General features: G+C 71.4%; 13 protein-coding genes and 1 pseudogene. 5 read left to right on the top strand and 9 right to left on the bottom strand.

The genetic code is table 11. The annotated features are described in order from the left end of the window. The 3 genes and pseudogenes from DI269_RS17230 to purM form a co-directional block, all read left to right on the top strand. A pseudogene (locus DI269_RS17230) lies at positions 1-465 on the top strand (hypothetical protein); the annotation flags it as partial. A gap of 493 nt (positions 466-958) precedes the next feature. Next, entirely contained in the window at positions 959-2,512 is a 1,554-nt protein-coding gene (gene purF / locus DI269_RS17225) for an amidophosphoribosyltransferase (RefSeq protein ID WP_112138053.1), read from the top strand. Beyond that, positions 2,464-3,600 carry a phosphoribosylformylglycinamidine cyclo-ligase gene (gene purM / locus DI269_RS17220; protein WP_112138050.1) on the top strand — a complete coding sequence of 379 codons (1,137 nt, stop codon included), beginning with the start codon at positions 2,464-2,466 and terminating at the stop codon, positions 3,598-3,600. Before purF ends, purM begins: the two co-directional genes overlap by 49 nt. Here purM and DI269_RS17215 read toward each other — a convergent pair. Both DI269_RS17215 and DI269_RS17210 read right to left on the bottom strand, forming a co-directional pair. Then, entirely contained in the window at positions 3,597-4,592 is a 996-nt protein-coding gene (locus DI269_RS17215) for a phosphatase PAP2 family protein (RefSeq protein ID WP_157975056.1), read from the bottom strand. The genes purM and DI269_RS17215 overlap by 4 nt on opposite strands. A gap of 277 nt (positions 4,593-4,869) precedes the next feature. Further along, positions 4,870-5,784: an oxidoreductase gene (locus tag DI269_RS17210; protein ID WP_112138045.1), complete on the bottom strand. Its 915-nt coding sequence runs from the start codon at positions 5,782-5,784 to the stop codon at positions 4,870-4,872. 115 nt (positions 5,785-5,899) lie between these two features. Between DI269_RS17210 and DI269_RS17205 the strand changes: the two genes are divergently transcribed. Next, positions 5,900-6,475 (top strand): TetR/AcrR family transcriptional regulator, encoded by a 576-nt coding sequence (locus DI269_RS17205; RefSeq protein WP_112138042.1) that lies wholly within the window; start codon positions 5,900-5,902, stop codon positions 6,473-6,475. Here the strand turns inward: DI269_RS17205 and DI269_RS17200 are convergent. From DI269_RS17200 to DI269_RS17170, 7 genes are all read right to left on the bottom strand, one after another. Beyond that, positions 6,469-7,191: a maleylpyruvate isomerase family mycothiol-dependent enzyme gene (locus tag DI269_RS17200; protein WP_112138039.1), complete on the bottom strand. Its 723-nt coding sequence runs from the start codon at positions 7,189-7,191 to the stop codon at positions 6,469-6,471. The two genes, DI269_RS17205 and DI269_RS17200, sit on opposite strands and share 7 nt — an antisense overlap. 93 nt (positions 7,192-7,284) lie before the next feature. Further along, positions 7,285-7,848 carry an EF-hand domain-containing protein gene (locus DI269_RS17195; protein WP_112138037.1) on the bottom strand — a complete coding sequence of 188 codons (564 nt, stop codon included), beginning with the start codon at positions 7,846-7,848 and terminating at the stop codon, positions 7,285-7,287. A gap of 97 nt (positions 7,849-7,945) precedes the next feature. Further along, complete coding sequence (locus DI269_RS17190; RefSeq protein ID WP_112138034.1) at positions 7,946-8,686, bottom strand: SDR family NAD(P)-dependent oxidoreductase; 741 nt, start codon at positions 8,684-8,686, stop codon at positions 7,946-7,948. Beyond that, the gene (locus DI269_RS17185) at positions 8,683-9,903 is read right to left on the bottom strand and encodes an enolase C-terminal domain-like protein (protein WP_112138058.1); all 1,221 of its coding nucleotides are present in this window, start codon (positions 9,901-9,903) and stop codon (positions 8,683-8,685) included. Before DI269_RS17185 ends, DI269_RS17190 begins: the two co-directional genes overlap by 4 nt. Positions 9,904-10,045: 142 nt before the next feature. After that, a complete protein-coding gene (locus DI269_RS17180) occupies positions 10,046-10,870 on the bottom strand; it encodes a fumarylacetoacetate hydrolase family protein (RefSeq protein ID WP_112138031.1) in 825 nt (274 codons plus the stop codon). After that, the gene (locus DI269_RS17175; RefSeq protein WP_112138029.1) at positions 10,867-11,718 is read right to left on the bottom strand and encodes an amidohydrolase family protein; all 852 of its coding nucleotides are present in this window, start codon (positions 11,716-11,718) and stop codon (positions 10,867-10,869) included. The genes DI269_RS17180 and DI269_RS17175 overlap by 4 nt, the downstream gene beginning before the upstream one ends. Further along, positions 11,715-12,701, bottom strand: a complete 987-nt coding sequence (locus DI269_RS17170; RefSeq protein ID WP_198667506.1) for an aldo/keto reductase — start codon at positions 12,699-12,701, stop codon at positions 11,715-11,717. The genes DI269_RS17175 and DI269_RS17170 overlap by 4 nt, the downstream gene beginning before the upstream one ends. Positions 12,702-12,792: 91 nt before the next feature. On the opposite strand from DI269_RS17170, the gene DI269_RS17165 reads away from it, so the two are divergent. After that, positions 12,793-13,222, top strand: a 430-nt coding sequence (locus tag DI269_RS17165) for a GntR family transcriptional regulator (protein WP_157975055.1), incomplete at its 3' end; no start/stop codon positions are given.

The raw sequence follows: 13,222 nt of genomic DNA, 5'->3' as shown, positions 1-13,222 counted from the left end.
GGCTCGACCCGCCCGCATCCGGCGCCGACCCCGCCGCCGGCCGGCGGCGGCATGTTCGAGCCGCAGAACCCGGGCCTGGTGCCCGGTCCTCCGCCTTCGGAGCCGCGCTACGGCGGGCCGAGCGCGCCGCCGGCGCCGCAGAGCCAGCCGCAGTACGGGCCCGGTTCGCAGAACTTCGGCGGCCCGAGCCAGCCGGGTCAGGGCTACGGTGCGCACGGCGCGCCGGGCGGCCCGTCCGCGCCGCAGGAGCCCCAGGGCTACCAGGGCCAGTCGATGCGCCGCGACCCGTACGCGCCGCAGTCGGAGCAGCCGGGCGGCACCCGCCCGATGCCCCAGTACGGCAACCAGTCCCAGCCTTCGGCGCCCTACGGGGCGCAGCCGGACGCCGACCCCGAGGACCCCGACTCGCGCCGCACCGAGCGCCGCGGCTGGGGCGAGTGGGACGACCGCCCGCGCTCCTGGTGACCGCCGACGGTCAGCGGTCGAATTGACCGCTGACCGCTGACCGCTGACCGCTGACCGCGGACCGGACCCTGCCCAGGACCGCGCCGTCGTTCACACCTTCGGGTGACACGACCGCCGCGGGGGCCCGTTCTTGTCGGACCCCCGCGCAATGCTGGGCGCTACGGTCCCCTGGGAGGGTGGGGGTTTGGGACGGTGCTCTAACCTTTCCCACCCACCCGCCCTTCGGGCGGAGCGCGCGGCACTTCGGGCGGAGCGCGCGCAGAGCCGGCCTCGCGTTTGCCTCCCCCGGTGATACCGGCCCCGCTGGGCGGAATTGCGCAGGGTTTCACCTAGTCGGGGAGGGGCACGGCACACACTCGCGCTCGTTGGACGGTGGCGACTTCCCGCAGGTCCGATAGACTGTCAGTGGTCGCCCGGATGAACCGGGGGACACAGACGCAGTCACGGCAACACTTGCGTGCCGGAATTTTGCTCAGCCAACTGAGGAGTTGCAGTGGCCCGAGGTGACGGTCGACTCACCACGGAACTCGATCCCGACAGCCCCGGTCCCCGCGACGCCTGCGGCGTCGTCGGCATCTGGGCCCCCGGGGAAGAGGTCTCGAAACTCACCTACTTCGGGCTCTACGCGTTGCAGCACCGCGGCCAGGAGGCCGCGGGCATCGCCGTCTCCGACGGCGCGCGCACCGTCGTCTACAAGGACCTCGGCCTCGTCGCGCAGGTCTTCGACGAGTCCACCCTCGCGCCCCTCCAGGGCCACCTGGCCATCGGCCACGCCCGCTACTCCACCACCGGCGCCCCCACCTGGGAGAACTCCCAGCCCACGATCCGCTCCACCTCCACCGGTACCGCGATCGCCTTGGCCCACAACGGGAACCTGGTGAACACCGCCGACCTCCTCAAGGAGGTCGACAACCTCGGCATCGACATGGGCACCACGACCTCCGACACGCACCTGATCACCGCGCTGCTCGCCGCCCGCCCCGACGAGTCCGTCGCCTCGGCCGCCGAGCGCGTCCTCCCGCAGCTGCGCGGCGCGTTCTGCCTGGTCTTCATGGACGAGAACACGCTGTACGCCGCCCGCGACCCGCAGGGCGTGCACCCGCTCGTCCTCGGCCGCCTCGCGTCCGGCTGGGCCGTCGCCTCCGAGACCGCCGCGCTCGACACGATCGGCGCGCACTTCGTGCGCGAGGTCGAGCCGGGCGAGCTGCTCACCATTGACGAGCACGGCCTGCGCTCCACCCGCTTCGCGAACCCCGAGCCCAAGGGCTGCCTGTTCGAGTACGTGTACCTCGCGCGCCCCGACACGAAGCTCGCCGGGCGCAACGTCTACGCCACCCGCGTCGAGGTCGGGCGCACCCTCGCCCGCGAGTACCCGGTCGAGGCCGACCTGGTCATCGGCGTCCCCGAGTCGGGCATCCCGGCCGCGATCGGGTTCGCCGAGCAGTCGGGCATCCCCTACGGCCAGGGGTTCACCAAGAACCAGTACGTGGGCCGCACCTTCATCCAGCCCTCGCAGTCCCTGCGGCAGCTGGGCATCCGCCTCAAGCTCAACCCGCTCGTCGACCAGATCAAGGGCAAGCGCCTGGTCATCGTCGACGACACGATCGTCCGCGGCAACACGCAGCGCGCCCTCGTGCGGATGCTGCGCGAGGCCGGGGCGGTCGAGGTCCACATCCGCATCTCCGCGCCGCCGGTGAAGTGGCCGTGCTTCTACGGCATCGACTTCGCCACCCGTGCCGAGCTCATCGCCGGGTCGCTCGACATCGACGGCATCCGCGCCCAGATCGGCGCCGACTCCCTCGGGTACGTCTCGATGGAGGGCCTGGTGCGCGCCACCGAGCAGCCCGCGTCCCGCCTCTGCATGGCCTGCTTCGACGGGAACTACCCGATCGAGCTGCCCGCCGCCGACCTCATCGGCAAGCACCTCATGGAACCGCCGCCCCGTCCCGCAGCGTCTCATTCACCCACTGCACGCATTTCAGCGGCACAGCAACCTAGATCCAACGAAGCGAGCACGCAACCCGTGCGGGAAGGGACCACAGCGTGAGCAGCGGCACCACCACTCAGAAGACGATCTCCTACCAGTCCGCGGGCGTCGACATCGACGCCGGGGACCGGGCCGTCGACGCCCTCAAGCCCCTCATCAAGCGGACCGTCAGGCCCGAGGTCGTGGGCGGGATCGGCGGGTTCGCCGGCCTGTTCGCCCTCGACACCGAGAAGTACAAGAAGCCGCTGCTGGCCTCCTCCACCGACGGCGTCGGCACCAAGCTCGTCATCGCCCAGAAGCTCGACATCCACGACACCGTGGGCATCGACCTGGTCGCGATGGTCGTCGACGACCTCGTCGTGTGCGGCGCCGAGCCGCTGTTCCTCCTCGACTACATCGCCACCGGGCAGGTCGTGCCCGAGAAGATCGCCGCGATCGGCGGCGGGATCGCGGACGGCTGCCGGTACGCCGGCTGCTCCCTCATCGGCGGCGAGATCGCCGAGCACCCCGGCGTCATGAAGCCCGACGACTACGACATCTCCGCGACGGGCGTGGGCGTCGTCGAGGCCGACCAGCTGCTGGGCCCCGACCGCGTCAAGCCCGGCGACGTCGCGATCGCCATGCGCGCCTCCGGCCTGCACTCCAACGGGTTCTCGCTCGTGCGCGAGGCCCTGTTCGGCGTCGGCAAGCTCGACCTCGGCACCGTCATCCCCGAGTTCTCGGACGCCGAGCACAGCCAGCGGACCCTCGGCGAGGAGCTGCTGACCCCCACCCACATCTACGCCAAGGACTGCCTCGAACTCGCCAAGGAGTGCGACGTGCACGCCTTCGCGCACATCACCGGCGGCGGGCTCGCGGGCAACCTGGTCCGGTCCCTCCCCGAGGGCCTCCAGATCGAGGTCGACCGCGGCACGTGGACGCCGAACCCCGTGTTCGACGTCGTGCAGCGCACCGGCGGAATCGGCCTGGAGGAGATGGAGCGGACGTTCAACATGGGCGTCGGGATGGTCGCGATCGTCGCGCCCGACCAGGTCGACCGGTCCCTCGCGGTGCTCACCGCCCGCCACGTCGAGGCGTGGACCATCGGCGAGGTCGCCGAGGGCGGCTCCGGCGTCAAGCTCGCCGGCGGGTACCTGACGGCGGGCTAGGCCGACTTCTTCGGCTGGACGGGGATCTCGGGAGCCGCCAGCGGCTCCCCTTCCCCGCCTTCGGCTTCCGACTGCGCGTCGAGGCGCCGCTTCGCCCTGATGCTCAGCCCCAGCCAGATCAGGCCGATCGTCGGCAGGACGGCCGCGAGGACGAGCGCCTGCTTCAGCGGCAGGTTCGGGGTGATCGCGACGCCGACGAGCAGGAGCGTCGAGATCAGGATGGTCTTGCGGGTCGCGGGCTCGAACACCATGAGCGGCCCGATCGGGATGTCGTGCCAGTCCACGCGCTTGGCGCTGCGGATGATGAGGATGCCCAGGAGGTATCCGGCGATCGAGTCGGTCAGCCAGTGCTGGCCGGTGTAGAGCTGGCCCAGGAACACCATGGTCGGCGGCGCGATGAGCAGCGTCAGCCGCAGCCACTTCGGCAGCAGCCCGCCCACGAGCATCACGATCAGGCCGAACAGCAGGATCGAGTTGACCGCGTGCCCCGACGGGTACGCCGTCGCGGGCGCGACCCCGCCGCCGCCCTCCAGGAAGTACGTGAACAGCATCGGCCCGTCCGGGGAGACCTCCGCGAGGCGCAGCGGGTGCTGCGACAGCGGCCGGCCCAGCCAGTGCTTCATGCCCAGGATGATCGCCAGGGTCATGAACGACAGGACGAACATGAGCATCGGCCGGATGCTCCGCGACCGCAGCGCACACCACACCGAGAACACCAGGCCCACCGAGGCGCCGGCCTCGCCCTCGCCGACCATCGCGATCGTCCGCCCGAAGTCCCACAGCCACTGGATCTTGTGCTCCACCGCCCACATCCGCACCTCGTGGTCGAGGGTGACCAGCGGGGACGGGAACATGAGCAGGACGGTGATGACCAGGAACACGGCGAACATGACGATGTCCGGCCGCCAGCTCTTGGGCCGCTCGCCGAAGGGCTCCCAATCGAACCAGCCGACCGGAATGTAACGGCGCAGCGGCGTGACCAGTTGCCTCACGACCGACTTGTCGCTGACTGTTACACCTCGGTCCGTTATGTTCGCGCTCCGGCGCGGGGTCGAAGACCGGTTCGATTCAGAAGACATATACGGATGTTCGCCGGTCAAAGTGAATTTTGAGCACGCCACACCCGAACTGGACCGAATTTGTTATCAGGTCGGTATATATGGTGTGGTTTGCGACGCAACATCGATGAGCTGCATCGATGCACGGCGATACCGGTCACGTTCCCACTTGGGCCTTGGGCCCGAACGCGACCGGTTTCGCGAAGTACGGTCAGGCGGCCGCGGGGAGCGGGAAGCGGACGCCGGTCAGCTCCTCGGAGACGTCCCACAGGCGCCGGGCCAGGGCGGCGTCGTTCGCCGCCGCGACGGGCCGGACGACCACCGGCGCGCCCTTGCGCTCGCGCTTGCCGTCGGGGCCGATGTACTGGCCCCCTTCGGCTTTCGGCTCGGTCGCGGCGTAGAGCTGCGGAAGCGCGCCCTCGGCCGCGGACTGCGTGACGAAGGGCATCACCAGGTTGGCGCCGAACCGCATCAGCGCGCCCGAGCTGCGGAGCAGGCCCGTGGCCGAGAAGCCGGGGTGGGCCATGAGGCTCTTGGCGGGGCTCGCGGCGGCGCGCAGGCGCCGTTCGAGCTCGATCCCGAACAGCAGGTTCGCGAACTTCGACTGCCCGTAGTACTGGATCGGGCTGTAGGAGCGCTCGCCGGCGAGGTCGTCGAAGTGGATCCGGCCGTGCGCGTGCGCGAGGGACGAGACGGTGACCACCCGCGGGTCCGGCCCCTGGAGGCGGTCGAGCAGCAGGCCGGTGAGGGCGAAGTGCCCGAGGTGGTTGGTGGCGAACTGGGACTCGTTGCCCTGGGGGCTCAGTGAGTGCGGCGGGACCATGATCCCGGCGTTGTTGACGAGGACGTCGATCCCCGAGTCGAAGGACTCGGCGAAATGGCGCACCGAGTCGAGGTCGATGAGGTCGAGGTGGCGGACCTCCAGGTCGGCGCCCGCGACCTCGTCGGCGATCGCGGCGGCCACGGCCTTGCCGGCGGCGGTGTTCCTGACGGCCATGACGACCCGGGCGCCCTTGCGGGCGACCGCCTTCGCGGTCTCCAGGCCGAGGCCGGAACCGGCGCCCGTGACGAGGAAGATGCGCCCGGTCTGGTCGGGGATGTCGGCGGCGCTCCACTTGCTGGCCATGCTGTGCTCCTTCGAAGCGTTAAGATGAACCTGCCTTCACTATATAATGAACCTAGATTCAGGTTATGGCAAATGCGCGGCGCGCCTATGATGCTTCGCGGGGAGAGGAGTCCGCATGCCCGACGAGCGGCCGCTGCGCGCCGACGCCGCGAGGAACCGCGCCAAGATCCTGGAGGCCGCGAACCGCCAGATCATCGCCCGCGGACCCGAGGTCCCGATGGAGGCCATCGCCGAGGACGCGGGCGTCGCCGTGGGCACCCTCTACCGGCACTTCCCGACCAAGGACGCCCTCGTCGCAGCGGTGCTCTACGCGCACTTCGAGGAGATGACCCTGGGGGCCGAGGCCGCCGCCGACCGCATCGACGCGGGCGGCTCCGCCCTCGACGAGTTCACCGCCCTCTTCCGGTTCATCCTGGAGAACGCCGCCGGCAACCAGGCGGTCAAGGCCGCCGCCCGCTCCCTCGGCGCCCCGATGGACGAGGACCTCCTCCGCGGCCGCGGCGTCCGGGCCCTGGAGCGCATCATCGCCGCCGGGATCAGCCAAGGGGACCTGCGAGCCGACATGACGATCGACGACTGCCACCTGTTCTTCGCGACCGCCCCGATCGACCAGCCGGCCGCCGTGCGCGAACGCTGGTTCACCCTGATGATGGACGGCTCCCGCGCCCCGGCGGCGCGCCCGGCTCAGTAGGTCAAGGGCCCCTTGAGGACCGAGAACGCCACCGCGCGGTCGCCCTCCCACGTCAGCGACGGGTCGTCCTTCGCCAGGCGCCCCCACAGCATGAGCAGCAGGTGCCCGGCCGTGCCGTGGACGTCGGCCACCGGGTCGCCCGGCCCGTAGATCCACCAGTCGCCGGTGTCGGCGGCGTTGAACTTCACGCACGCGTCCGGCGGCCACGCCTTCCCGACGCCGACCATCTTGGGCGCCAGCACTTCCAGCACTTCGGAGACGCCCGCGCTCGCCAGCTGCGGGTCGAGCGGGGACCCCTCGCCGACCGCCTGCTGGGCGTCCCAGCGGTGCAGCATCGTCTCGACCGCGATCGACCGCTGCCAGTACCCGGCGTTCGGCGGCGTGAAGTGCCCCCACGCCGGGGTCGCGGGGTCGACGTCGAGGGACATCACCAGGAGCTCGGCGGTCCCTTCGAGCCAGCGCAGCAGCTCGCCGCGGTCCTGCGGGGCCAGCGGCGGGGCCCCGTCGGGGGGCGTGTCGCCGCCGGTCCACTCGGTCACGCACGCGGCGGTGAACAGGTTCGAGTGCCCGACCGCGCGGGCGAGCCCGGCGAGGTCGACGGGCTCGGCGAACTCCTCCCGGTACGCGATCGACGCGCCCAGGTCGCCGTCGGCGACGCACTTGCGGAACGCGTCCATCTCCCGCCGGAAGCACCGCAGATATGAAGCACCGTCCATGTGTTCCAGACTATCGGCGACCCGCCGACCGGCCCGAACGGGAGGACGGGAACCGCATTCCGGTTCGGTGCGGCCCGGTTCGGTGCGCCGGGGTCAGGTCTCGTAGGGCGGTTCGCCCATCCACCAGTTGCCGGGGGCGTCGGGGTCGGTGCTCGACCAGTACTCGACGACCGCGGCGACGAACTCCTCCTCGGTGAGGGTGCCGTCGCCGTCGAGGTCGAGGTGCTTGAAGGCGACGGCGACGTCCTCGTCGCTCAGGCCCGGGAAGTGGCTGCGGGAGAAGCACTTGAACTCGTCGCGGCTGACGTCGCCGGACGCGTCGGCGTCGGCGATGGCGAGGAAGGTGCGGGCCATGGCGCCGACGGTCGCGTCGGCGGCGGCCGGGTCGGCGGCGAGGGTGCGGGTGGAGGCGACGAAGGTGTCCTTGTCGATCGCGTCCTCGCCCTCGCCCAGGTGCGGGCGGTGCAGGCCGTTCCAGATGTCCAGGTAGGCGTTGACGATCCAGGACTCCTCGGCGGAGCCGGGCGCGTGGCCCAGTTCGGCGGCGGCGCGCTCGCCGAGCAGGACGTGGTCGGCCTCGGTGAGGCGCCCGTCCCCGTCGACGTCCAGGTGGTCGAACCCGTGGGCGATCTTCGCGGTGAGCATGTCGTCGGTCATGGGGTACCTCCATCGGTGTCGGCGACCGGCTGGAAGCAGCATCCCAGCCCGTGCGGCCCGGACCCGGTATCCCGCGCCGGTCGCCGTCCCCGGAGCGCTAGCCCTTGACGATGCGCAGGCCCGCGACGCCGCCGTCGACGGCGAGGCTGGTGCCGGTGACGGCCCGGTTGACCGGGTCGGCGAGGTAGACGATCGCGGAGGCGACCTCTTCGGGGGTGACGAGGCGGCCGGTGGGCTGGCGGGCTTCGAGGCGGGCGCGCTCGGCGGCGGGGTCGTCGGCCTGTTCGAGGAGGCGCCCGACCCACGGCGTGTCGGCGGTGCCGGGGGAGACGGCGTTGACGCGGATGCCTTCGGCCACATGGTCGGCGGCCATCGCGAGGGTGAGGGCGTGGACGGCGCCCTTGGACGCGGAGTAGAGGGCGCGGTTGACCAGTCCGGCGGTGGCGGCGATCGAGGTGGTGTTGACGATCGCGGGGGACGCGGACTCGCGCAGGTGCGGGAGGCAGGCACGGGAGAGGCGGACCATGCCGAGGAGGTTGACGTCGAGGACGCGGAACCACTGCTTGTCGGAGTTGTCCTCGACGGTGCCGACCGCGCCGATGCCGGCGTTGTTGACGAGGACGTCGACGCCGCCGAACTGCTCGACGGCGGCCGCGACGGCCAGGCGGACCTGGTTGTCGTCGGCGACGTCGCACCGGGTGGACCAGTGCGCCTCGCTCGGGTTCAGGTCGAGGACCGCGACGTTCGCGCCCCGCTCGGCGAAGGCGGCGGCCGCGGCCGCGCCGATGCCGGAGGAGCCGCCGGAGACCACCACGGTGAGGCCTTCGAAACCGCTCATGCGTTCTCTCTCCATTCAGGACCGTTGGGGTAGGCGAACCGCTGGAGGCTCTCCCGCTTCATCTCGGCGGAGAAGCCGGGGGCGGTCGGCGCCTGGTAGCGGCCGTCCGCGATGACCGTGGGTTCGGTGAAGTGCTCGTGGAGGTGGTCGACGTACTCGATGACGCGGTCCTCAAGCGAGGCGCTCACCGACGTGTAGTCGAACATCGAGAGGTGGCAGACGAGTTCGCACAGGCCGACGCCGCCCGCGTGCGGGCAGACGGGGACGCCGAAGTGCTTGGCGAGCAGGAGGATCGCGAGGTTCTCGTTGACGCCTGCGACGCGTGCGGCGTCCATCTGGAGGAAGTCGATCGCCCCGGCCTGGAGGAGCTGCTTGAACATGACGCGGTTGTGGACGTGCTCGCCGGTGGCGACCTTGACCGGCGCGAGGCGGCGGCGGATCGCGGCGTGGCCGAGGATGTCGTCGGGGCTGGTGGGCTCCTCGACCCACCACGGGTCGAACTCGGCGAGGGCCTTGGTCCACTCGACGGCCTGGTCGACGTCCCAGCGCTGGTTGGCGTCGACGGCGATGCGGATGTGCGGGCCGACGGCGGCGCGGGCGGCCGCGAAGCGGCGCCGGTCGTCCTCCAGGTCGGCGCCGACCTTCAGCTTGATCTGCTTGTAGCCCTGGGCGACCGCTTCGCGGGCGAGGCGCACGACCTTCTCGTCGTCGTAGCCGAGCCAGCCCGGGGAGGTGGTGTAGGCGGGGTAGCCGTCGCGTTCGATCTCGGCGACGCGCTCGGCCTTCCCGTCCTCGGCGGCGCGCAGGATGTCAAGGGCCGCTTCGGGGGTGAGGGCGTCGGAGAGGTACCGCCAGTCGACGCACGCGACGACCTCCTCCGGGGTGAGGGAGGAGAGGTACTTCCACAGCGGCAGGCCCGCGCGGCGGGAGGCGAGGTCCCAGGCGGCGTTGACCAGGGCCGCGGCGGCGAGGTGCATGACGCCCTTCTCCGGTCCCAGCCAGCGGATCTGCGAGTCGTGGGTGAGCCGCTTGTACAGGTCGCCGAGGTCGGCGGGGCCGTGCACGTCGGTGCCGATGACGTAGTCGGCGAGGGTCTCGATCGCGGCGCAGCACAGGTCGTTGCCGCGCCCGATCGTGAAGGTGAAGCCGTGGCCCTCGAACCCGTCGTCGGCGTGGAGGACCACGTACGCGGCCGAGTAGTCGGGGTCGGGGTTCATCGCGTCCGAGCCGTCGAGGCTGCGCGAGGTGGGGAAGCGGACGTCGACGACGTCCACGGCAGTGATAGTCAGCGTTTACTCCGGTTCGGGGAGAGGCGAGCGAAGCGAGCCGGTTGGGTGGGGCGACGGGTGCGGGGGATGGTCACGCCTGCACCGTGGGGTTCCTGGTGGAGCCGAGGCCGTCGATGCCGACCTCGACCACGTCTCCCGCTGCGAGATACGGGAACCGGCCGGACAGCGCGACGCCTTCGGGGGTGCCGGTGAGCAGCAGGTCCCCGGCGTCGAAGGCCATGAACTGCGACATGTGGTGGATGATCTTCGCGACCGAGAAGATCATGTCCTTCGAGTTCGAGTCCTGGCGGTACGTGCCGTTCACCTTGGACCACAGGCGGAGCGCCTGCACGTCGGCGATCTCGTCGGGGGTGGCGACCCAGGGGCCGAGCGGCGTGAACGTCGGGCAGGCCTTGCCCTTGGAGAACTGGCCGCCGGAGCGCTCGATCTGGAACTCGCGCTCGGACAGGTCGTTGGCGACGACGAACCCGGCGATGACGTCGAGCGCCGCCTCCTCGGACTCCAGATAGGACGCGGGCTTGCCGATGACGACGCCGAGCTCGACCTCCCAGTCGGTCTTGAGCGAGCCGCGCGGGATCTGGACGTCGTCGTTCGGGCCGACGATCGTGTTGGGGTGCTTGTAGAACACGACGGGCTCGGCGGGCGGCTCGGCGCCGGACTCGGCGCAGTGCGCGGCGTAGTTCATGCCGATGCACACGATCGCGTTCGGCCTGGCGATCGGCGGGGCGATGCGCTCGCCTTCGATGTCGATGCGCGGGCACTCGTCCAGGTCGAACTCCAGGCCCCAGAAGTCGCCGTCGATCTCGCCGGTCTTGAACGAGAGGTCGTAGTACTCGCCTTCGTGGAGCGCCACCGGGATCTCGTCGCCGGGCCGGCCGATGCGCAGGTACTTCATTGCTCTCCTAGCTGGTAGACCTTGGCGGCCGTGCCGCCGAGGATGTCGGGGTCGGGGCGGCCGAGGACCTCGGTGAGGGCGTCCTTGACCTGGCCGTAGGTCGCGGCGAGTTCGCAGACGGGCCAGTCGGAGCCGAACATGAGCCGGTCGGGGCCGAACAGTTCGAGGGCGGCCTGCACGAACGGGCGCAGGTCGGCGGGCTTCCAGTGCGCCCAGTCGGCCTCGGTGACGAGCCCGGAGAGCTTCGCGACCGCGTTGGGGCGCTTGGCGAGCGGGGCGACCGCGTCCCGCCAGGCCCGGAGCCCGGCGTCGCCGTCCCGCACCTGCGGCTTGCCGAGGTGGTCGAGGACGAAGGTGAGGTCGGGGACCGCGGCGGCGGCCTCGGCGGCGGCCTGGAGCTGGTCGACTCGGACCACCAGGTCGAACGTCGGGACGTGCTGGGCGACCGTGGTGAGCGCCTGCACCACCTCGGGCCGGGCGAGGAACCCGGGCTCGGGGCGGCCCTGGACCTGGTCGCGCACCCCCTTGAGGAAGCGGGCCCGCGGATGGTTCTGGTAGCGCGCCAACGTGTTCGCGAGGTTCGGATCGAGCAGGTCGATGAAGCCGACGACGCCGGCGATCTCCTCGGTCGCGCCCGCGAGGTGCAGGAACTCGACGGTCTCGGACGGGTGGCCCCACCCGGCCTCCACGAGCACGGTGCGGTCGACGCCGGCGGCCTTCAGGTTGGCGCGCAGGTCGGCGACGCCGTAGTCGCGCCGGATCGGCCCGAACTCCGGCTTCGAAGCGAGCCAGGGGTAGTCGGCGGTCCAGACGTGGTGGTGCGCATCGATGACGAGCTGGTTCGTCACGGTACGGGTGCCTCCTCGGCCAGCAGTCCGGCGCGCTTGAGGTCGTGCCACAGCGCGCCGGGGATCGGATGGGCGTACATCGCGAGGGCGTCGTCGACCTCTGCCGGGTTGCGCGCGCCGACGAGGATCGACGCGACGGCGGGGTGTGCGGCGGTGAACTGGAGCGCGGCCGCGCGCAGCGGCGTGCCGTGCCGGTCGCAGATCGCCGCCACCGCTTGTGCTTTCGCGACCATGCGCGGGTCGGCGGCGGCGTAGTTGAACGTCGCCCCGGGCCTGGGGTCGGCGAGGATCCCGGAGTTGAAGACCCCGGCGGCGATCACCGAGACGCCGCGGTCGAGGCACAGCGGGTAGAGCCGGTCGAGCGCCGACTGGTCCAGGAGCGTGTAGCGCCCGGCGATGAGCGCGGTGTCGAAGTCGGCCCGCTCGATGAGGTCCGCGGCGCGCTCGGTGGAGTTCATGCCGACGCCGATCGCGCCGACGCGCCCGCCCGCCTTGAGCTCGGCCAGCGCCCGGTAGGTGCCTTCGAGGGCGGCGTCCGGGTGGTCGTCGGCGTCGTGGATGAGGCCGACCTCGACGCGCTCGGCGCCGAGGCGTTCCAGGCTGCCGAGGTAGGAGTCGAAGGCCGCCCGGTACGAGAAGTCGAACTCGGCGCGCTTGCCGTTGGGCTCGGCCCACAGGTCCCACTGGCCCTCGTGGTCGACCAGGACGCGGCCGAGCTTCGTCGAGAGCGTGTAGTCGCCGCGCTCCCTTGGAGCGAGAGCGCTCCCGAGCCGCTCCTCGGAGAGCCCGGCCCCGTAGTGGGGCGCGGTGTCGAAGTGGCGGATGCCGCCGGCCCACGCGGCGTCGACGGTGGCCGTGGCGACCTCCGGGCCGACTGGGGTGAACAGCCCGCCCAGCGGGGCGCACCCGAGACCGACGGCGGAAACGGTGACATCGGTGGAACCCAGCCGCCGAACCGGCAGCGCGGACTGGTGAGCGCTCACGGGGTCTCCAATGCGGGACTTATGGGGTGTTTCGGCGGTTTGGTCCGGCGCGCGGACCACCTACGCGACACTATCCTATAGGATATTTGGCATGACAGCGAGAGCCACCGAGGCCGGAAAGCGAACTCCGGCGGACGACGCCGCGACCGGAGGGCGAACCTCCGCCGGGAAGCGGACGCTGGCCGACGCCGCCTACTCCGAGCTCAAGGCCCGCATCATGCGGTCCGAGCTGGCGCCGGGGGCGAAGCTGAGCATCGACGGCATGGCGAAGGAGCTCGCGTTCTCGCAGACCCCCATCCGGGAGGCCCTGGCGCGCTTGGAATCAGAGGGGCTCCTGGCCCGCCGCCCGCTGAGCGGGTACACGGTGGAGCCGCTGCTGTCGGCCGCCGAGTTCGCCGACCTGTTCGACCTGCGCATGATGCTCGAACCCCTCGCCGCCCGCCGCGCCGCCGAGCGCGGCCTCGCCGCCGTCCCGCAACTGGACGCCCGCGGCGCGGTCGTCGCCACCGGCTCGACCGCGT

The organism is Glycomyces dulcitolivorans (assembly GCF_003265355.1).
In the GTDB taxonomy this organism is placed as follows: Bacteria; Actinomycetota; Actinomycetes; order Mycobacteriales; family Micromonosporaceae; genus Glycomyces; species Glycomyces dulcitolivorans.
Note: the sequence above shows the minus strand (reverse complement) of the source record. Positions and strands in the feature narration are given on the sequence as shown.

What these genes read in the sequence shown, in the direction of transcription:
- DI269_RS17210 (WP_112138045.1), bottom strand. Translation starts at nt 5,784, where the DNA reads ATGGCCAGCAAGTGGAGCGCCGCCGACATCCCCGACCAGACCGGGCGC.
- DI269_RS17205 (WP_112138042.1), top strand. Translation starts at nt 5,900, where the DNA reads ATGCCCGACGAGCGGCCGCTGCGCGCCGACGCCGCGAGGAACCGCGCC.
- DI269_RS17200 (WP_112138039.1), bottom strand. Translation starts at nt 7,191, where the DNA reads ATGGACGGTGCTTCATATCTGCGGTGCTTCCGGCGGGAGATGGACGCG.
- DI269_RS17195 (WP_112138037.1), bottom strand. Translation starts at nt 7,848, where the DNA reads ATGACCGACGACATGCTCACCGCGAAGATCGCCCACGGGTTCGACCAC.
- DI269_RS17190 (WP_112138034.1), bottom strand. Translation starts at nt 8,686, where the DNA reads ATGAGCGGTTTCGAAGGCCTCACCGTGGTGGTCTCCGGCGGCTCCTCC.
- DI269_RS17185 (WP_112138058.1), bottom strand. Translation starts at nt 9,903, where the DNA reads ATGAACCCCGACCCCGACTACTCGGCCGCGTACGTGGTCCTCCACGCC.
- DI269_RS17180 (WP_112138031.1), bottom strand. Translation starts at nt 10,870, where the DNA reads ATGAAGTACCTGCGCATCGGCCGGCCCGGCGACGAGATCCCGGTGGCG.